The sequence below is a fragment of the Exiguobacterium sp. s157 genome (assembly GCF_018618205.1).
Classification (GTDB): Bacteria; Bacillota; Bacilli; order Exiguobacteriales; family Exiguobacteriaceae; genus Exiguobacterium; species Exiguobacterium chiriqhucha.
In genome coordinates, this window is record NZ_JACSLQ010000001.1 from 283,655 (window position 1) to 303,648 (window position 19,994).

Genomic DNA, 19,994 nt, shown 5'->3' on the forward strand with positions numbered 1-19,994 from the left:
AATGAACTTACGCACAAAAACCCCTGCTGAGACGACGGTCGTCGTCGGGATGTCAGGCGGCGTCGATTCATCGGTGACGGCCCATCTGCTGAAAGAGCAGGGCTATAACGTCATCGGAATCTTTATGAAAAACTGGGATGATACGGACGAGAACGGTGTCTGTACGGCGACCGAAGACTATGAAGATGTCATCGCGGTCGCGAACCAAATCGGAATCCCTTATTACGCGGTCAACTTTGAGAAAGAATATTGGGACCGCGTATTCGAATACTTCTTGGCCGAGTACCGTCTCGGACGGACGCCGAACCCGGACGTCATGTGTAACAAGGAAATCAAGTTTAAGGCGTTCCTCGATCACGCGCTTCGTCTCGGTGCCGACTTTGTCGCAACCGGGCACTACGCACGGGTCGAGTATGTCGACGGTGAGCATCGACTCCTTCGTGGGAAAGATGACAATAAAGACCAAACGTACTTCTTGAACCAGTTGTCACAAGACCAACTCGCGCGGACGATGTTCCCGATTGGTCATATGGACAAGAAAGACGTCCGTGTCATCGCCGAAGAAGCGGGACTCGCGACAGCGAAGAAAAAAGATTCGACGGGCATCTGCTTTATCGGAGAGCGAAACTTCAAAGAGTTCCTCTCGGAATATTTGCCATCACAACCAGGCATCATGCAGACGCTCGAGGGGGAACAAAAAGGAAACCATGACGGGCTCATGTATTACACGCTCGGTCAACGCCACGGTCTCGGCATCGGCGGCGACGGGGACCCATGGTTCGTCGTCGGCAAAAACGTGGAAGAAAACATCCTCTACGTCGGCCAAGGGTTCCATCATGACGCGCTCTATTCGGACGCGCTGCTCGCCTCGAAGTTGTCATGGACAGGTGCCGTCCCAACAGGTGAGTTCCGGGCTACGGCGAAATTCCGCTACCGTCAACAAGACGTACCCGTGACGATCGCACCACTTGAAAATGGCGAAGTGCTCGTGAAATTTGATGAGCCGCAACGCGCCATCACACCAGGCCAAGCGGTCGTCTTCTATGACGGCGACATCTGCCTCGGCGGTGCGACGATTGACGAAGCGTATCGAAACGGAAAACGACTCGACTATATCGGATGAGGTGATGATTTTGAACGCAAACGAATTAGGCATCCAAGCGATGCAACAAGGTGAGTTCGAACAGGCGGCCAAGCAGTTCAACGCTGCCATCGAAGCGGACTCAACCGACCCGACTGGTTACGTCAATATGGGTACGCTCCTGCAAGCGATCGGTGACCATGAACGGGCCATCGTCTTTTACGATAAGGCGCTCGAACTCGACAACGCGTTCGGCGCGGCGCATTATGCGAAGGGAGCGCTCGCCTATGAGCTCGAACAGCTCGACTTGGCGGAGGCTTCGCTTCGTCAGGCACTCCTTGCCGGGATGAACGACGCCGACCTTCATTTCATGCTCGGCTTGACGTACAAGGCGATGGGCGATTTCGTCCGGGCGTTGCCACGTCTTCGCGAGGCGATGAAGCAGGCGCCAGAAGACGTCGAGATTTCGTTCCAGTACGGGCTCGCGCTCGCACAGAACGAACAGCTCGATCTGGCCGTTGAAGCGCTCGAGCATACGCTCGACCTCGACGCGAGCCATACGGACGCCCGCTACAACTTGGCGATTGCTTACGCGTTCCTCGGAGAACAAGACAAGACGTACGCCGAGCTTGAACGCGTGCTCGAGTTGCAACCGGACCATGCGCTCGCGTATGACGCGAAAGCGAAAATGGATGAGCTGCTCGGTAACTAAATCAATAAAGCGCTTCTCGCAGTGTTTGCGAGAGGCGCTTTTTGTTAGTCCCAATAATGGAAGATGACGTTACCAATTGTTTCTGGTTCCCAATATTCGATTTCTCCGCGTTCCGCCTTGTTCAGAAACGGCTGTAGCGACAAATCGAACCGCTCATTCAACTCCGCCGCTGATGGGATTTGATATAAATCAGGAAACAAATCGGTCAGTTCGGGCACATCGATATACTCGTACTGAAACGGTTCATATTTTGAGATGCCGATGACGGGATAAACTCTGCTGAGCAGCACATAGATGCTACGTCCACGGATGGTGATGGTCGCTTGGTCATAGTTCGGGGTGACCGAGTCCCCGAGGATGATGCTACACGTCCCACCTTTACGACGGGCGTAATCGAAACAAACCGTTCGGAACGATTGATCATCGAACTCGGGGGCGGGGCAGTCGCCGTATGAAAAGCCGGTGATGCATTCTGGTAAGATGAGCGTCATGACGCCACCTCCCCGATGATCCAAACCGAAACATTAAAAATCGTCACGAACAACGCGCCGGTGAGCGCGATATAGCTCCACACGACGCCCGTTCCTGATTTGGTCCGGCGTACCCCATCCGTTAAGATGAGCAACATGGCGCCGAATGACAAAAACGATAAGGCGGCAAACGAAGTCGGCCGGTCGAGCGTAGGAAACGCATCGAACACGAAATAGAGTCCGAGCGTGAGAACGGTTAACCCAGTCATGATCAGAAGTGGGAAGAAACGCATAAAACACAACCTTTTCCATTTTCTCTCATCGTATCATGTGGGGTTGTCGAGCGTATACGTGAATCAGAGTTGCTTCGTCGTGATTTTTACGGGCTCGCCACCGAACTTCTCGTACGCCTCGTCCATGTTTTTCGTATACAGCTCGATGACGTTCTTGCTCGGGTCTTTAAAGTAGGCCGAGCGCTCTTTGCCGTTGACCGTCTCGTCTTCGTCCCACGTCCGGAGCTTCGTCGGGATGTTTGACGCCTCTAATACCTCGAGCGCTTGGTCGAACGAGTCCATCGGCACATAGAACGCGCAGTGGACGTGGGCGCCGCCCTCATCATAGAGCGTATCCCACTCGGTCACCTCTTCTTGCCGATTCGATTCTTCTTCCGATGTGAAATCACGTTTCAGCCAGAGGCCGAGACGGGTGTTCCCCCCGACATAGAGCCACGTCGCCCATGGTTCGTCCGCCTGTTCCTGTGCTTCGCTCGGCTCGGCATCGTCACCGACCCATTGTTCGACGACGGGAAGTCCGAGCTTGCCGTGCCAAAAGTCGACGGCCTCCGCCATATCGGTCACTTCTAACACGAGTTCACACAGGCCACTGATTGGAATACGTTTCGTCATACATAGTCCCTCCTTCATAGGTTCACTCGAACAGTTCCCGCTTTGATTCGACGAAAAACGTGCATAGCCGTCCAATTGTTCGGGAAATGGAATAACAATTGAGAGGGGAGAAGTGTATGCGATTGATCAGTCTGGTCAGTGTCCTTGTTTTTTTTATCATCGAATGGTTTATGCTCGGTCGTCTGTTTGCCGCCATCGACGAACGTTTAGCGACGGGCGAATGGACAAACAATCTGTTGTTCCGGGTCGTCGTCGAGTCGGAGCGGGCGTCGACCGTCCTGTTAGTCTTATTCGCGACGTTCTTCGTGCTCGGTATCATCATGCATTGGGTGTTGTCGACTCATCGCTCTTGGTCCGTAACGCTCGGGACGGTCGGGGTGGCCTGGGTCGTACCAGCCCTGCTCGCGATTGTGGCTTGGTTCATCCCAAATCCATACATCCAGCTCGCCATCATCGTGTTGCAGTTGTCGTTCATCCCGCTCATCCCGTTCGTCGGACAGACGGTGCGGCTCGGTCATGTCGTGCTCAACTGGGGCGTCCATGTCGTTGCCGCAGGTCTCGTGTTGTTGATTCAGCGGCCATCTTTGGAGCAATTGTTCCGCATCGAGCGGACCGAACTGTTCGAGCGGCTCGAAGGGTACGTCAATTCGGGCGAGTTGGAACGGTTCGAACGGTTGCTTGAAACCGTGGACTTAGATCAACTTGAACGAATCTTGAACCGAATCGATCTCGATCAACTCATTCAAATCTTGGAACGGGTCGACCTCGATCAACTTGAGCGCATCTTGAACCTGTTCAGTTAGGCGATTTGTCCTATCGTTTCAACTCGGGCTATAATGGGGGATGGAAAACTAGCTGGAGGTGGCTCGAATGATGGCAGCACCTTACGAGTTGACAGGAAAAGTCATCCGCGTCCTGTTTCAATCGGAAGAAGAAGCGCACACGATCGCGCTCGTACGTATAAAAGAAAAGAATTTTGAGACAGACGAGACCGAGATGGTCATCGCCGGTGTCGGCGTCGGCATTGAAAAAGGTGAGACATACAAAGCGCACGGGCGTCTCGTCGACCATCCCCGGTTCGGGAAACAGATGAAGGCCGAGTGGATTCGTCGTGTCGTCCCGATGACGAAGCGCGCGGCCGTCCGCTTTTTAACGAACGGTTCGTTCCCTGGAATCGGACAAAAGACGGCCCAGAAGATTGCTGACGCACTCGGAGACGACTGTATCGATCAAATCGTCAAGCATCCGAGCCTTTTGTCAAACGTCGACGGCTTGAAAGAGAAACAAGCCCGCGTCATCACCGAACGGTTGAACATCTTGTATGGGGTCGACCAGTTGCTATTGTTTTTGGCGCCGTTCGACGTGACACCGCGCCTCGCCTCAAAGATTCATAAAGAGTATGAAGGACGGGCGATGGAGACGATTGAAAAAAATCCATACGCCCTCATGTATGATGTCCCTGGTATCGGCTTCAAGACGGCCGATGCCATCGCCGCTCACTTCGGAATTCAAGGAATTCATCCGGAACGGATTGCTGCGGCCGTGTTATACGTGCTCGAGCTCGAGCAAGGAAACGGGCATTTGTTCGTCACGGCCGACCAACTCGCGAACGAGATGCCGCGCATCATCGGCGGCGACCCGGGTGAGGCACTCGTCTCGGCGCTCGAGACGCTCGCGAACGATGAGCGAGTCATCGTCGAAGACGGGGTCGTCTATCATCCGCGCGTGTACCGGGCCGAACAAAAAGCGGCCGAAGAACTCGCGCGCATCATGTCGACCTCGACGACAGAAGACGTCGATATGACGACGATTTTCGATGCGGTCGGACGCGTCGAAGAGATGTTCTCGATTGAGTATGCGAAACAACAACGAGAAGCGATTGAACTCGCTTTGAAGTCGCCGCTCATGGTACTCACCGGTGGACCGGGTACCGGGAAGACGACCGTCGTCCGCGGCATCATCCACGCGCTTAGCGATGTGTTCGATTGGAAGCTCGAACCGGTACAGAATCAACCGTTCCCGTTCGTGCTCGCCGCACCGACCGGACGAGCTGCGAAACGGCTCAGTGAGTCGACGGGCTTACCGGCGTCGACGATTCACCGCCTCTTGAAGTTCGATGGCAGTTCGTTCCAAGTCGATGACACGAATCCGCTCGTCGGAAAAGTGCTCATCGTCGATGAGGCGTCGATGATCGATATCTTCTTGTTCCGAAGTCTGCTCCGGGCCGTGCCGAACGGGATGAAGATTCTCTTCGTCGGGGACCGTGATCAATTGCCTTCGGTCGGACCGGGCCAAGTGCTCGCCGATTTGATGGCGACCGACGGCATCCCGGTCGTCCGCCTTGATGTCGTCCATCGGCAGGCGTCCGAGTCGAGCATCCTGCGCCTGGCGCACGCGCTCAACGCGAAACAGATGCCGGACGATTTGCTCGCGGCGCTGCCGGACCGCCGTTTCTATACGGCCAACCAAGAGACGGCACTTCAAGCCATCTGCCAAATGGCAGGGGCCGCGCTACGAAAAGGCTATTCACCGTTCGATATCCAAGTGCTCGCGCCGACGTACCGCGGGGTATGCGGCATCGACGGCTTGAACGAGGCACTTCAAAACGTGTTCAATCCGAAATCGGCGGCCCGGGAAGTGAAGCACGGCAACCGGACGTATCGAAACGGGGACAAAGTGCTCCAACTCGTCAATAACGCCGAGGAGAACGTCTACAACGGTGACATCGGCGAAATCACGAATATCTTTTACGCCAAAGAGAACGTCGACAAGGTCGATAAAATCTATATCCGTTTCGATCAAACCGAGGTCGAGTATAACCGGAGCGAATGGGACCAGTTCACCCACGCCTATGCCATCACCATCCATAAGTCGCAAGGGTCCGAGTTCCCGATCGTGCTCATGCCCGTCTTCTTCAACGGCGGCTTCCGCTCGTCGCGCAACTTGATTTATACGGCCGTCACGCGGGCGAAGAAGAGCCTGCTCTTGTTCGGGGACGTGCGTGCGCTCGAGGCGGCGACACGGGAAGAGGAACCGGTGCGGCGGACGAAACTCGTCGAGCGGCTAGGCGGCAAGTCTTGACGTCTCCTGATTGACGTGTGATAATGACCAATAGAAAACTGAAACGATTAAAGACGATGAAGGAAATGAGTACGTCGTAACCGCCTCACCAGAGACATCTTCCTAGGCTGAGAGAAGATGGGGGTCCGGTCGACCGAAGCTAGTCTGGAGTCCCCACTCACCCTGGGCGCCTCATCCGCGTTATCGGATGTTCGAGGCACGGCTTTGCCGTGCGAACGAGGGTGGTACCACGAAGCGATGCTTTCGTCCCTTTCCACAGGGATGAGCATCGCTTTTTTTCGTTTCGTTTAAACTGAAGGAGGAATTGTTGATGAAACCGCTCAAACCATTAACTGGCGCACAGATTCGCCAAATGTATTTAGATTTCTTCAAATCAAAAGGACACAGTGTCGAGCCGAGTGCCTCGCTCGTACCGGTTGAGGATCCGACGCTTCTTTGGATCAACTCAGGTGTCGCGACGCTTAAAAAATACTTCGATGGCCGCGTCATTCCTGCCAACCCCCGCATCGTCAATGCGCAGAAGTCGATTCGGACGAACGACATCGAGAACGTCGGGAAGACGGCTCGTCACCATACGTTCTTTGAGATGCTCGGAAACTTCTCGGTCGGGGACTACTTCCGTGAAGATGCGATTAAATGGGGCTGGGAACTCCTCACGAGCGATGAGTGGTACGGACTCGATCCGGACCGCCTGTCGGTGACGATTCACCCGGAAGATGAAGAAGCGAAACAAATCTGGCTCGCACTAGGCGTTCCGGCTGACCGCATCATCCCACTTGAAGAGAACTTCTGGGAAATCGGGGAAGGCCCGTCTGGCCCGAACACGGAAATCTTCTTCGACCGCGGACCGGCGTTCGGCGACGACCCGACGGATCCGGAACTATACCCAGGCGGCGAGAACGAACGCTACCTTGAAATCTGGAACATCGTCTTCAGTCAGTTCAACCATGACGGGCACGGGAACTACACCGAGCTCCCACGGAAAAACATTGATACAGGGATGGGTCTCGAGCGGATGGCGAGCGTCATGCAAGACGTGCCGACGAACTTCGATACCGATCTGTTCATGCCGATTATCCGTGAGACAGAAAAAATCAGCGGCGAGGCGTATCGCGCCGACAACAGCAAAGATGTGGCGTTCAAAGTCATCGCCGACCATATCCGGACCGTATCGTTCGCGATTGGTGACGGGGCCCTCCCGTCGAATGAAGGCCGTGGCTACGTCCTTCGTCGTCTGCTCCGCCGTGCCGTTCGCTATGCGAAGATGCTAGGGATCGAACGTCCGTTCATGTATGAGCTCGTCGACGTCGTCGGTGACATCATGGTCGACTTCTATCCGGAAGTCCGTGAGAAGAAAGACTTCATCAAGAAAGTCGTCAAGAACGAAGAAGAGCGTTTCCACGAGACGCTTCATGACGGTCTTGCCATTTTGAACGAAGTCGCGAAAGCACAGAAAGCAGCCGGTTCGAACGTCATCAGCGGAGAAGATGCATTCCGTCTTTACGATACGTACGGTTTCCCGCTCGAGTTGACGATTGAGTATGCTGAAGACCATAACCTCTCAGTCGACGAGGACGGCTTCAAACAAGCGATGAACGCCCAGCGCGAACGTGCCCGGACAGCCCGCGCCGACGTCGAGTCGATGCAAATCCAGTCAGGCGTACTCGCAGACATCACGCTCGCGTCATCATTCGTCGGTTACACGAACCTCGGCACGGAAGCAAAAATTATCAGCTTGATTCACGATGGTGAGCTCGTCGACGTCGTCGCAGCAGGCGAAGAAGCGCAAGTCATCCTCGACCAGACGCCATTCTATGCAGAGAGCGGCGGACAAATCGGTGACAAAGGCCAAATCGTCGGGTCGGACTTCGTCCTTCACGTGAAAGACGTCTCGAAAGCACCGAACGGCCAAAACTTGCATACGGTCACGGTCACATCGGGTGTCGCCAAGGCAGAGGTCGCGGTGACGGCAACGGTCGACTTCGACTCACGTCAAGCGATTATCAAAAACCACACGGCGACGCATTTGTTGCATCGCGCGTTGAAAGACACGCTCGGTGAGCACGTCAACCAAGCGGGTTCACTCGTGACACCGGATCGCCTCCGCTTCGACTTCTCGCACTTCGGTCAAGTGACAGCTGAAGAGCTTCAGTCGATCGAGCGTCAAGTGAACGAACGCATCTGGGCGTCAATCGCTGTTGATATCGAAGAGATGAACATCGCCGACGCGAAAGCGAAAGGTGCGATGGCGCTCTTCGGTGAGAAGTATGGGGACGTCGTCCGCGTCGTCGCGGCCGGTGACTCGGTCGAGCTTTGCGGTGGTTGTCACGTCGGCAACACGGCTGAAATCGGACTCTTCAAAATCTTGTCGGAGTCAGGAATCGGGGCCGGTACACGTCGCATCGAGGCGGTCACAGGCGCTGGGGCTTACGAAGTGATGAACCAGCATATTGAGACGCTCGAGACGGCAGCGAAACTGCTCAAGACAAAACCGCTCGAAGTGCCGACACGTGTCCAAGCGCTTCAAGCTGAAATGAAAGAACTCGAACGCGCGAGCGAATCGCTCAAAGCGAAGCTTGCGAACATCGAAGCGTCGTCCCTCACTGACGCCATCGAAACGTTCGGCGATGTCCAATTGATTGCCAAACGCGTCGACGGACAAGACATGGACGCGCTCCGTGGCATGGTCGACGAATTGAAAGGCAAGCTCGGTTCAGCCGTCATCTTGCTCGGTTCGGCGAACGGCGACAAGGTTAACCTCGTCGCAGGGGTGACGAAAGACTTGAACGACCGTGGCTTCCATGCCGGGAAATTGATTAAAGAAGTGGCAACACGTTGCGGCGGTGGCGGTGGAGGCCGTCCTGACATGGCACAAGCCGGAGGCCGTGACGCGACAAAACTGGACGAAGCATTGAAGTTTGCTTCACATTACGTTCAATCACTGGCATAATAGAATGTGAAGTGCAAACGGAAAGAGGTGGATTCTTGTGAGCCAAATGGATCGCACGATGCAATTCAATTTTCCAGAAGATGATAATCGAGCCAACACTCGGGAAACGCTGATCACGGTGTATCAAGCACTCGAGGAGAAAGGCTACCAACCGATCAATCAAATCGTCGGATACTTGTTGTCAGGTGACCCTGCCTACATCCCGCGTCATAACGATGCGCGAAACTTAATTCGCAAAATCGAACGAGATGAACTGCTCGAAGAGCTGGTCAAATCGTATTTGAACGATCGTAGAGAGGATTAATATGAAGCGAGTCATGGGGCTCGATGTCGGTTCGAAGACGATTGGGGTCGCTGTGAGCGATCTCATGGGATGGACGGCGCAAGGTGTGGAGACGGTCTACTGGACCGAGCCGGATTTTGAAGAAGCTGTCCGTCTGCTTCAACCGATTATTGAGCAGTACGATGTGAAAGAAGTCGTCGTTGGTCTACCGAAGAACATGAACGCGACGATCGGACCTCGGGGCGAGGCGTCACAGGCGTTTGCCGCAGCCCTCACCGAGGCGACCGGTTTGCCGACGATTCTCGTCGACGAGCGTTTGACGACGATGCAAGCGGAGCGGATGCTGATTTCAGCAGACGTCAGCCGAAAAAAGAGAAAGGCCGTCATCGATAAGATGGCAGCCGTCATGATTTTACAAAACTACCTGGATCGCGCAGGCAAATAAGGAGGAATTACGTATGGCAGAACTTAGCCGTAACGAAGAAGAAATGTACCGTATTCCAGATGAAAATGGAGACGAGCATTTATTCGCAGAAATTTTCCGTATGACGAGTGACCGCACGAACAAGACGTTTGTCGTTCTTGAGCCGGTCGGTAACCCGGAAACGGAAGATGAAGACACAATCGAAGTATACGCGTTCGAAATCGAAGAACTTGAAGACGAAGAGTTCGTCTTGAAGATCGTCGAAGACGACGCTGACTTCGAGGAAGTCATGGAAGCGTTCGATATCGTCAATGACGAAGTAGGATTAGACTAATACGTGGGCGGGCGGCTAGGGGAAACCCTCGTCGCCCATCTTCATAACAGAAGAACAGGGGAGAAATGCGCATGAACCATCCATCGATGTTTGATGAGAAGCGTGCACGTAACCGGATCGTTCGGCGAATTACGGTCATCATCCTTGCTGTCTTTCTTCTAGTTATCGCCACAGGTGCCGCGGTGTCGTATGCGTTCGTGAAACGATCGCTCGAACCCGTCGATCCGTCTTCGACCGAATCGGTCGAGGTCGAGGTCCCGCTCGGTGCAGGTTCAGGATACATTGGCGAACTACTCGAAGAGAATGGGCTCGTGAGGAATAGCACGATTTTCCGTTTTTATACACGATTTAAAAATGAATCATCGTTCCAAGCGGGGACGTATACATTGTCTCCGTCACAGTCGCTTGACGAGTTGATCGCCACGCTGAAGACCGGGAAAGTCATCGTCGTCCCGGACATCAAATTGGTGATTCCGGAAGGCTTTACGATCGACCAGGTCATCTCACGTCTCGCTAAAGTTGCGGAGATCCCGAAAGAAGAGATTTCGGCCCAGCTGAGCGACGAGGAGTATATCCGCTCGCTCGTCAATGAGCATGAGATGTTGACCGACGAAGTACTCGCCGATGGGATTTATCATCCACTCGAGGGGTACTTGTTCCCGGCCACGTATGAGTTCGACAAAGGTGTCACACTCACACAGATTATCGATGAGATGTTGAAGCCGACCGAACAGCTCTATGTCGAGTATCAAAGTGAAGTCGAAGCTTCAGGGCGCACGTTCCATGAGACGCTCGCGCTTGCCTCGGTCGTCGAGAAAGAGGCCGTGTCGACGGAAGACCGACAAGAGATTGCCGGCGTGTTTGAAAATCGTTTAGCCGATGGCATGAAATTGCAGTCTGACCCGACCGTCTGGTACGGCACCGGGGAGACGTCAATCTTCACATCGTTCAACGACCTTCAAAACGATTCGCTTTACAACACGTACCGCTATGAAGGCATCCCGATTGGGCCGATCGCTTCGGTCAGTCGTGACGCGTTCGTCGCCACACTCAACCCGAACGATACGGATAACGTTTATTTCTACGCCCGACCACCACGTGAAGGATTCCCGAACGGGGAAGTCTTGTTCGAAGTGGACTATGAGGCGCACCAACAAAACGTCAACAAGTACCGTCCGGAGTGGGAAGCGTTCGAAGAAGCAAACAACAATTGACGGATATGCGACCGGAAGCCTAGGCTTCCGGTCGTTTGAATGAATAGAGAGTAAGAGGTGTACGACGTGGAACATTCATCCTATGAAGGTTACGTGGAAAACTTGGTCACGCCGCGGTCCCCGCTCTTGGCGGAGATGGAGGCGTTCGCGAAAGAACACCACGTGCCAATCATGGACTTGACCGGTTCAGAAGTGTTGCTGTCGCTTCTGGCGTTGCAGCGCCCGGCCCGCATCCTCGAGGTCGGGACAGCCATCGGCTATAGCGCGATTCGGATGGCCGAGCTGTTACCGGACGCTGAAATCGTCACAATCGAGCGGAATGCGCGACGTCACGAAGAGGCGCTCGGCTTTATCGGACGCTCGGACGTGTCGGACCGAATCACCGTCATCCATGGAGATGCGGTCGAATTGATTGGGACGATTGAAGGAGAATTCGATGCGGTCTTTATCGATGCGGCCAAAGGCCAGTATCAAAAATTCTTTGATGGGTATGGCGCTTTAGTACCAATTGGTGGTACGATTTACAGCGATAATTTATTTTTACGAGGGGACGTCCTGCTCGAAGACGTGTCAGTGCTTGACCGCCGCCGCCGCCGGCTCGTCCGTCTCGTAAAAGAGTTTACTGAGCAATTGATGGCACGGACCGATTATCATACTGCAATTTTGCCCCTTGGTGATGGCCTAGCAATCAGTCGTAAATTACGATGAGGAGGATTTAACTTTGATGCAACATAAACCCGTCATTATCGGCGTGGCCGGGGGCACCGGATCAGGCAAGACGACCGTGGCCCGCGCGCTCGTGGATGCGTTCAAAGGACAATCGGTCGTCATGATCGAGCAAGACGCGTATTATAAAGACCAGTCAGAGATGACGATGGAAGAACGGTATAAGACGAACTATGACCATCCGTTCGCATTCGATAACGATTTATTGATTGAACATATCAAACAGTTACAAGAACATAAGGCGGTTGAGAAGCCGGTATATGATTATGCCGCACACACACGTTCGGATCAGACGATTTTGATTGAACCGGTCGATGTCGTCATCGTCGAAGGTATTTTGGCGCTCGAGGACGACCGTCTCCGTGATTTGATGGATATTAAAGTATTCGTCGACACGGACGCGGACGTGCGGATTTTACGCCGGATGCAACGTGATTTGAATGAGCGGGGCCGGTCAATCGACTCGGTTGTCGCCCAGTATACGAACGTCGTCCGGCCGATGCATCTTCAATTTTGTGAGCCGACGAAACGCTACGCGGATATCATCGTCCCTGAAGGCGGAGAGAACTTTGTCGCCATCGATTTGCTCGTGACGAAGATTCGCTGGGTGCTGACAGAACGTAACCGCGCGTAAGGGAAATAAATCGTTTTCAATGTGAACTACTCACCACTTGCTTGTTTCGCAACTTGAAGTGGGAGTTTCTTGGGAAGACCGTGCTTTTACTAGCCGCGGTTATGGACCAAGCTCGTCGGGCAGTCCCTGCCCTGGGATGTTTCGGTCAGCGAGGCGCAACAGGTTGAGGCTCGCGTTGACGTCGCGGTCGTGGTGCGCGCCGCACGTGCCGCATGTCCACTCCCGGATGTCTAGTCCCTTCCTGCCGTCGTTCTCGCCACAGTTCGAACAGACTTGGGTCGAGGCGAACCATGGGTCGGCCTTGATCAGCGTCCGGCCGTAGAACCTGCATTTATATTCGAGTTGGCGGACGAACTCGCCCCACCCGGCGTCCCCGATCGATTTCGCCAGGCGGCGGTTTTGCATCATCTCCCTCGGTTTCAGCGTCTCGACCACGACGACTTGGTTCTCGTCGACGATGCGTCGCGACAGCTTGTGGAGGAAGTCGTTGCGCCGGTTCCTGACCTGCTCATGCTTCCTCGCGAGGAGGAGCCGGGCCTTCTCGCGGTTCTTGCTGCCCGGCTTCTTGCGGGAGAGCGCGCGTTGCGCCCGTTTCAGCCGCGCCTCGGCCTTTCGCAGGTTGCGTGGGTTCGCAATCTTCTCCGTGACGAGCGCGTCGTTCGTCGTGACGGCGAAGTGCCCGAGGCCGAGGTCGATCCCGACCTTGTGCTCGGCGGGGACCCACGGCTCGTCGTCCTGTTCGACGAGGAGCGACACGAAGAACGTGCCCGTCTTCGTCATCGACACGGTCGCCGATCGGATCTTCCCGTTGAAACTGCGGTGCTGTGTGAACCGGATGAACCCGATCTTCGGGAGCCGTACCCGGTCTCCCTCGATGCGGATTGTTCCGTGCTGGTTGTTCGTCGTGTAGGACGCGTGCGCCTTCCGTCTCGACTTGAACACCGGGAAGCCGGCCGTCCCGGCGAAGAACTTCGCGAACGCCGCATCGAGGTGCAGCTTCGCGTTCGCGAGCGCGAGGCTGTCCGCCTCGCACAGGAACGGGAACAGTGGCTTGTAGGAGGCGGGTGTCGGCGGTTTCCGTCTCGGCCCACCGCCCGCCTTCGCCTCCTCGTGGATGGTGATACGGTCCTCGAGCAGCTTGTTGTAGATGAACCGGGCGCAGCCGATCGTCCGGATCAGGAACTCGGCCTGTGCCGCCGTCGGGTGGAGCCGGTATTTGTAGCCCTTCAGCATGTCCGTCCCTCCTTTGGGCGGTGTCAGGATGAGTCTCGTCCCATTCCGATACCCGCGGTGGGGGCGAGAGAATCTGACAGAATCACGAACCTTCGTTCGTTATATCTGTCACAGGGATATCCAAAGGATTTGCAAGCAGGCGGTTCATCTTCCACCTACGCTGGGCCTTCCCTCTTCGACGTTTAGAGGTGGGAGAATTCTCGCCAAATTTAGTTAAAAGAGCTTTGACACTCTCACCATTGAAACCGTGGGATTCTGAAGTGCTTGTGCGAACGCAGTTCATTTTTGTTTTGTTCAAGCCTTCAAATGAGAGTGTGCCATCACCTCTACCGAGATAGACTCTATAGGTCCCCAGGTTGGTGGACTGTGACCATCTACCACAGGTCGTTACAGGTGTGCCTACTTGATGTTTTAGCGTCTTTAGCATGACGACAAGCATCGTATCATCGGTCTGCTGCCGGACTCGATTTTCAAAGGTCGGTGGACAAAGGTGTTTTAGAGACTTGTATGTGTCTATGCGATAGATTTAACCGAATGTCGGATATGGAGAACGTCCGAACTCACGTTTATTCCATGTTTAAAAACGGGATGTGTCGGATATGGGCTTTCCCGTTCGTAAATTCTGTAATATACTAGGAGACAATGAAGGAGTGACAGAAATGGCTGAAAAACAACATTACATGACGTTAGACGGAAAAGCGAAAATCGAAAATGAATTGAACGAACTGAAGACGGTGCGCCGTAAAGAAGTCGTTGAGAATATTAAGATTGCCCGCGATTTCGGAGACTTGTCTGAGAACGCTGAATACGATGCAGCGAAAGAAGAGCAGGCAATGGTCGAAGGACGGATTGCTCAACTCGAAGAGATGCTTCGTAACGCAGTCATCATCCAAGACGATGTGGCTGATAACTCGATGGTCGCAATCGGAAAGACCGTGACGTTCTTCATTCAAGAAGATAACGAGAACGAGACGTACACAATCGTCGGTGGCGCTGAGGCTGACCCGTTCACAGGGAAAATCTCGAACGAATCACCGATTGCAAAAGCACTTCTCGGCCGTACGGTCGGAGATGTCGTCAACGTGCAAACGCCAGGCGGCGACATGGTCGTCGAAATCAAAGAAATCAAGTAACACAAATGAGCGACTTCCACATGGATGTCGCTCTCTTTCTGAGGAGGCACTTATAATGAAAATTGGAATCATTGGAGCAATGGAAGAAGAAGTGAACTTGCTCCGCAACGAATTGACAGAACGGACGGACACGGAAATCGCTAACTATCACTTCTACGAAGGGTACCTCGGCAACGTCGAAGTCGTCATTTTGAAGTCAGGGATCGGGAAAGTGAACGCGGCCATCGGCACGACGCTTCTTATCGATAAGTTCAAACCAGATGTCGTCATCAATACCGGTTCGGCGGGTGGCTTCAAAAAAGGAATGAAAGTCGGAGATGTCGTCGTCTCGACCGAAGTCCGTCATCACGATGTTGACGTGACCGCGTTCGGCTACGAGTATGGCCAAGTGCCAGGCATGCCGGCAGCGTACAAAGCTGATGCTCATCTGATGGACGTTTGCAAAGAAGTGATTGAGAGCCTACATGATGTGAACGTGCATACGGGTCTCATCGTGACTGGTGACTCGTTCATCAACGACTCGAAACGTGTCGCCGACATCCTCGGGCATTTCGAAGGCGTCGCGGCCGTCGAGATGGAAGCCGCACCGATTGCGCAAACGTGCTATCAGTTCGGGATTCCGTTCGTCGTGACCCGTTCAATCTCGGACAGTGCCGACGAAGAAGCAAACTTGTCGTTCGACGAATTTTTAGAGACGGCATCAATCAACTCGGCAAAAATGGTCATGGCCGTCACGAAACGACTCGGTCAAAGTGAATAATCGAGAGGGATGCGTTGACATCCCTTTTTTATTCCCTTATATTAGTACCAGATACTAAGAATAGGGGTCATCAATATGAACATTGGAATCATTGGAATCGGTTCGTTCCTTCCGGAGCATCGGGTCACGAACATCGATTTGGAAAAACGAATGGATACGAGCGATGAATGGGTTCGGACCCGCACCGGGATCGAGGCGCGACATTTGGCCGACGCTGATCTCTCGGTCGCCGATATGGCCACACATGCTGCCGAGCGGGCGCTCCAAAGCGCAGGCGTCTCAATTGAAGATATCGACGCGATTATTTGTGCGACGGCGACGGCGCCCTCGTTCCCGGCGACAGCGTGTCTCGTTCAGGCCAACCTCGGAGCCAAGCGAGCGGTCGCTTTCGACGTCAGTGCCGCCTGTAGCGGCTTCATCTTCGCAATGGATACGGCGAAGAGCATGATGCAGGCGAAAGGCTTGAAACGGACGCTCGTCATCGGGGCCGAGAAGATGGGGAACCTCATCGACTGGGACGATCGCTCTACCGCCGTCTTGTTCGGTGACGGGGCAGGTGCCGTCGTCCTCGGTGAAGACAAAGTGGCCGCCATCGATTCGATCGTGCTCGGCAGTGATGGGACAGGCGGAAAGTTCTTATATGAGAATGAAGAAGGTAAAATCGTCATGAACGGACGTGAAGTATTCAAATTCGCCGTTCGTAAAATGCCAGATATCGTGCTAGAGGCGCTACAAGGGGCCGGGAAATCGATTGATGACCTGGACGTTCTCGTGCCGCACCAAGCCAACCGTCGCATTATCGACGCGGCGATTGAACGGCTAGGGCTTCAAGAAGAAAAAGTCGTCGTCACGATTCAAGACCATGCGAACACGTCAGCCGCTTCGATTCCGCTCGCTTTGGCCGAAGCGGTCAAGCACGGTAAGATTTCAAACGGTCAGACGGTCGTCGTCGCCGGATTCGGCGCCGGGCTCACATGGGGAGCGAGTTGTCTAACATGGAATAACGCTAACATCACGGAGGAGATTAACGCATGAAACGAGTAGTCATCACAGGATTAGGAGTCGTTTCCCCACTCGGGAACGACGTTACGGCAATGTGGGAGCGACTGTTGAACGGGGAAAATGCAGTCGATACGTTAACGAAGATTGATATTAGCCAGTATCCGGCGAAAGTCGGGGCAGAAGTCAAGGAATGGAACATCGATCACTTGGTCGAACCGAAAGAAGCGCGTAAGATGGATTCGTTCATCCAATACTCGATTTTAGCCGCTGACGCCGCACATCGGGATAGCGGTCTAGATGTGAAAGCAATTGCGGACGACGTCGGGATTTGGATTGGAAGTGGCATCGGTGGTGTCGAGACAATCGACAAACAAGCGAGCATCTTGCATGAGCGGGGACCACGTCGCATCAGCCCATTCTTCATCCCGATGATGATTCCAAACATGGCGAGCGGTCAAGTTTCGATTTACCTCGGAGCAAAAGGGCCGAGCAACTGCTCGGTCACAGCTTGTGCGTCTGGAACGAACTCAATCGGTGAGGCGTTTAAAGTCATCCAACGTGGTGATGCCCTCGCGATGTTCGCAGGTGGGGCCGAAGCACCAATCACGCCGCTCTCATTCTCAGGATTCTGTGCCAACAAGGCACTATCGACGAATCCAGACCCGAACACGGCATGCCGCCCGTTCGATCAGAACCGTGACGGCTTCATCATGGGTGAAGGCGCGGGCGTGCTCGTTCTCGAGGAATATGAGCATGCGAAAGCGCGCGGAGCCAAAATGTATGCGGAAGTCGTCGGGTATGGCATGAGTTCGGACGCTTACCACATCACGGCACCGTCACCTGAGGCAGAAGGTGGATCAAAAGCGATGAACGAGGCGCTTCGTGACGCGGGAATTCGTCCAGAAGACGTTCAATACATCAACGCACACGGGACGAGCACACCACTCAACGACATGCTCGAGACGAAAGCGATCCACAACGTTTTCGGTGACCACGCGCACAACTTGGCCGTCAACTCATCAAAATCGATGATCGGGCACTTGCTCGGCGCAGCCGGCGGAGTCGAGGCCGTCATCACGGCGCTATCGATTCATGAGGGACGGATTCATCCGACGATCAACTGTGAGACACCAGCTGATGATTGCGATTTAGACTATGTCCGTGATGGAAATCGGGAACTTGATATCCAGTACGCACTGAGCAACTCGCTTGGCTTCGGGGGCCACAACGCGACGCTCGCATTCGCGAAAGTGAAAGACTAATAGTAGAAAAAAGTGACAAAAACGGGTAGGGTATAAGGGTTGGTCTAACAGAGAGGAGAATGCCAGATGAAACGATTTTTCATCGGTGCCGCCTTGTTGGGTTCAGTCCTTATCCTTTTTTTCGTTATTTGGTACGGACAACGAGAGCAGGCACGAGAATTACTACCACCAGAAGAACAAATCGTGACGATCCATGGAGAGACGTTGCCGGAGCAGCCGAACACACTGCTCGCGATCGATCCGAGTTCGCAAACTGTGTTATCGCATATTTATGAAGGATTGTATCGCTTCGGAGCGAACGGTGAGATTGAACCGGGACTCGTTGAGACGATGACGCGTTCCGAGGACGGGGCGACATATACGTTTAACTTGAAGGCAAGTCAAACTGTGAATGGAAATGCGATCACGGCTGAAACGTTCGTCGAGCATTTTCGCATGCTCGCCGATGACGATACGAATTCCCCGTTCAGTTTCCTCCTCGGAGATGTATTGAACGCGAAAGCGATCAGTCTCGGGACGAAAGAACCAGAGACGCTCGGCGTGAAAGCGATTGACGAACAGACACTTGAGCTGACGCTCGAGCGGCCGATGGAAGGGTTCGAGCAGATGTTAGCGATGCCGGCCTTTCTGCCGCAGACGATGGTCGGCGAATGGCAAGAGCTTGATGCGAACGGACCGTTTCAAATCGAGTCAATCGACGCGGCCCAGGCGACGTTGATAAAAAACGAGGATTATTATGATGCAGATCGCGTCACGCTCGAAAAGGTTATCATCTGGGCGGATGAAGGTCTAAGTTCAGAGCCCGACGGTATTCACCCGATCCCTTACGGCACGGACGAGGGGACAATCGAATCACTCGAAGGTAAGCTCGTTGATGTTCCGCGAAGCGGCGTCTTCTATTTAAAACCGAACGTCGACGAGTATCCGTTCGATGATGCCGATTTCCGACGCGCGCTCGCGCTCTCCTTAGATCGCGAAGCAGTGGAAGGGTCACTCGCAAGAGCCGAACGGACGACAGAACGATTGCTCGTCACCGATCAAACGGAGACGGAGCCGACGCTTGAAGGAGAGGCGGCGACACTGTTCGCAGACGTGCTTGATCGGCTCGAAGAAGAGGAAATCGAGATTGAGTTGCTCAGCTTTGTCGATGAAGAGGCGAGACAAATCGCCCAGACGATTGAAACAGAGCTTGAACAACTTCCTGGTCTTCAAGTGAACGTCGTCGAGTTGCCGCTCGGTGACAAAGTTAGGAAAGAAGTCGCAGGCGATTACGCGTTGTCACTATCAGGGTGGCAACCGGACTACCCGGCATTCAGTGCCTATTTGACCCAATTCGAGACAAATAACTATTTGAATTCGAGCGGATACACGGACGAAACGTTCGATCGTTTGATGGATGAGGCCCGCTCGACAGAAGTACTTGCGGACCGGAACGAGACGTATCGACAGGCGGAAAAACGGCTGTTGGAAGAAGCTGTCGTTATCCCAATCTACCAAGCTGGAAGATCTTACGCAGTCGATTCCAAATATGCGGAAATCGGTTTTCCGGTCATCGGTCCTTCGTACGTCCTAACTTTTTCTAAAGTTTATGAAAAATGAGCTAAAAGCCCGTCTCCCTAGGCGGGCTTTTAGCCTATAATAAAAATTTTTTAGAAAAATCAAAATAAACACTTTGCAAAATTATCAGAATATTGTATTATTGCTTCAACGGGATTGTGGTAGCAAATTTTGTAAAGTGAGATATCTGAATTTTCTACCATCGTTCATTTCGTTAAACCGAAAAAAATCAG

At 53.8% G+C, this 19,994-nt stretch carries 20 protein-coding genes; 16 read left to right on the forward strand and 4 right to left on the reverse strand.

Features of this window, described 5'->3' with window-relative positions; genetic code table 11:
* Position 1 precedes the first annotated feature (1 nt).
* Positions 2–1,123, forward strand: coding sequence for a tRNA 2-thiouridine(34) synthase MnmA (gene mnmA / locus KNP67_RS01485; RefSeq protein WP_214713888.1), 1,122 nt, complete (start codon positions 2–4; stop codon positions 1,121–1,123).
* Positions 1,124–1,127: 4 nt separating this feature from the next.
* Positions 1,128–1,793: a tetratricopeptide repeat protein gene (locus KNP67_RS01490; RefSeq protein ID WP_214755752.1), complete on the forward strand. Its 666-nt coding sequence runs from the start codon at positions 1,128–1,130 to the stop codon at positions 1,791–1,793.
* Between the two features lie 44 nt (positions 1,794–1,837).
* On the opposite strand, the gene KNP67_RS01495 is transcribed toward KNP67_RS01490, so the two are convergent.
* From KNP67_RS01495 to KNP67_RS01505, 3 genes are all read right to left on the reverse strand, one after another.
* Entirely contained in the window at positions 1,838–2,284 is a 447-nt protein-coding gene (locus KNP67_RS01495; RefSeq protein WP_021066924.1) for a hypothetical protein, read from the reverse strand.
* Positions 2,281–2,556 carry a hypothetical protein gene (locus KNP67_RS01500; protein WP_021066925.1) on the reverse strand — a complete coding sequence of 92 codons (276 nt, stop codon included), beginning with the start codon at positions 2,554–2,556 and terminating at the stop codon, positions 2,281–2,283. Before KNP67_RS01500 ends, KNP67_RS01495 begins: the two co-directional genes overlap by 4 nt.
* A 63-nt stretch (positions 2,557–2,619) precedes the next feature.
* The gene (locus tag KNP67_RS01505) at positions 2,620–3,168 is read right to left on the reverse strand and encodes a VOC family protein (RefSeq protein ID WP_021066926.1); all 549 of its coding nucleotides are present in this window, start codon (positions 3,166–3,168) and stop codon (positions 2,620–2,622) included.
* Positions 3,169–3,284: 116 nt separating this feature from the next.
* Between KNP67_RS01505 and KNP67_RS01510 the strand changes: the two genes are divergently transcribed.
* The 9 genes from KNP67_RS01510 to udk all read left to right on the forward strand — a co-directional run bounded on the left by KNP67_RS01510 (position 3,285) and on the right by udk (position 12,814).
* On the forward strand, positions 3,285–3,971 hold the full coding sequence (locus KNP67_RS01510) for a magnesium and cobalt transport protein CorA (protein ID WP_021066927.1): 687 nt from the start codon (positions 3,285–3,287) through the stop codon (positions 3,969–3,971).
* 70 nt (positions 3,972–4,041) lie between these two features.
* Positions 4,042–6,249, forward strand: a complete 2,208-nt coding sequence (recD2, locus tag KNP67_RS01515) for an SF1B family DNA helicase RecD2 (protein ID WP_034797288.1) — start codon at positions 4,042–4,044, stop codon at positions 6,247–6,249.
* A gap of 310 nt (positions 6,250–6,559) precedes the next feature.
* Positions 6,560–9,199 (forward strand): alanine--tRNA ligase, encoded by a 2,640-nt coding sequence (gene alaS, locus KNP67_RS01520; RefSeq protein ID WP_029595798.1) that lies wholly within the window; start codon positions 6,560–6,562, stop codon positions 9,197–9,199.
* Between the two features lie 37 nt (positions 9,200–9,236).
* Positions 9,237–9,503, forward strand: coding sequence for an IreB family regulatory phosphoprotein (locus KNP67_RS01525; protein WP_029595797.1), 267 nt, complete (start codon positions 9,237–9,239; stop codon positions 9,501–9,503).
* 1 nt (position 9,504) lies between these two features.
* Entirely contained in the window at positions 9,505–9,927 is a 423-nt protein-coding gene (gene ruvX, locus KNP67_RS01530; RefSeq protein ID WP_214752772.1) for a Holliday junction resolvase RuvX, read from the forward strand.
* 13 nt (positions 9,928–9,940) lie between these two features.
* Positions 9,941–10,240, forward strand: a complete 300-nt coding sequence (locus KNP67_RS01535; protein ID WP_021066932.1) for a DUF1292 domain-containing protein — start codon at positions 9,941–9,943, stop codon at positions 10,238–10,240.
* Between the two features lie 71 nt (positions 10,241–10,311).
* Positions 10,312–11,454 (forward strand): endolytic transglycosylase MltG, encoded by a 1,143-nt coding sequence (gene mltG / locus KNP67_RS01540; protein ID WP_214752774.1) that lies wholly within the window; start codon positions 10,312–10,314, stop codon positions 11,452–11,454.
* A 66-nt stretch (positions 11,455–11,520) separates the two neighbouring features.
* The gene (locus KNP67_RS01545) at positions 11,521–12,162 is read left to right on the forward strand and encodes an O-methyltransferase (RefSeq protein ID WP_214719531.1); all 642 of its coding nucleotides are present in this window, start codon (positions 11,521–11,523) and stop codon (positions 12,160–12,162) included.
* 16 nt (positions 12,163–12,178) lie between these two features.
* Entirely contained in the window at positions 12,179–12,814 is a 636-nt protein-coding gene (gene udk, locus KNP67_RS01550) for a uridine kinase (protein ID WP_214719530.1), read from the forward strand.
* Positions 12,815–12,913: 99 nt separating this feature from the next.
* On the opposite strand, the gene KNP67_RS01555 is transcribed toward udk, so the two are convergent.
* Complete coding sequence (locus tag KNP67_RS01555; RefSeq protein WP_214755753.1) at positions 12,914–14,047, reverse strand: RNA-guided endonuclease TnpB family protein; 1,134 nt, start codon at positions 14,045–14,047, stop codon at positions 12,914–12,916.
* Between the two features lie 659 nt (positions 14,048–14,706).
* Here KNP67_RS01555 and greA point away from each other — a divergent pair.
* The 5 genes from greA to KNP67_RS01580 all read left to right on the forward strand — a co-directional run bounded on the left by greA (position 14,707) and on the right by KNP67_RS01580 (position 19,803).
* On the forward strand, positions 14,707–15,180 hold the full coding sequence (gene greA / locus KNP67_RS01560; RefSeq protein WP_138859707.1) for a transcription elongation factor GreA: 474 nt from the start codon (positions 14,707–14,709) through the stop codon (positions 15,178–15,180).
* A gap of 55 nt (positions 15,181–15,235) precedes the next feature.
* On the forward strand, positions 15,236–15,940 hold the full coding sequence (gene mtnN, locus KNP67_RS01565) for a 5'-methylthioadenosine/S-adenosylhomocysteine nucleosidase (RefSeq protein WP_214752776.1): 705 nt from the start codon (positions 15,236–15,238) through the stop codon (positions 15,938–15,940).
* Between the two features lie 75 nt (positions 15,941–16,015).
* Positions 16,016–16,975, forward strand: a complete 960-nt coding sequence (locus tag KNP67_RS01570) for a beta-ketoacyl-ACP synthase III (protein WP_214755754.1) — start codon at positions 16,016–16,018, stop codon at positions 16,973–16,975.
* Entirely contained in the window at positions 16,972–18,204 is a 1,233-nt protein-coding gene (gene fabF / locus KNP67_RS01575) for a beta-ketoacyl-ACP synthase II (RefSeq protein WP_214755755.1), read from the forward strand. The genes KNP67_RS01570 and fabF overlap by 4 nt, the downstream gene beginning before the upstream one ends.
* A gap of 66 nt (positions 18,205–18,270) precedes the next feature.
* Positions 18,271–19,803: a peptide ABC transporter substrate-binding protein gene (locus KNP67_RS01580; RefSeq protein WP_214755756.1), complete on the forward strand. Its 1,533-nt coding sequence runs from the start codon at positions 18,271–18,273 to the stop codon at positions 19,801–19,803.
* Positions 19,804–19,994: the final 191 nt, after the last annotated feature.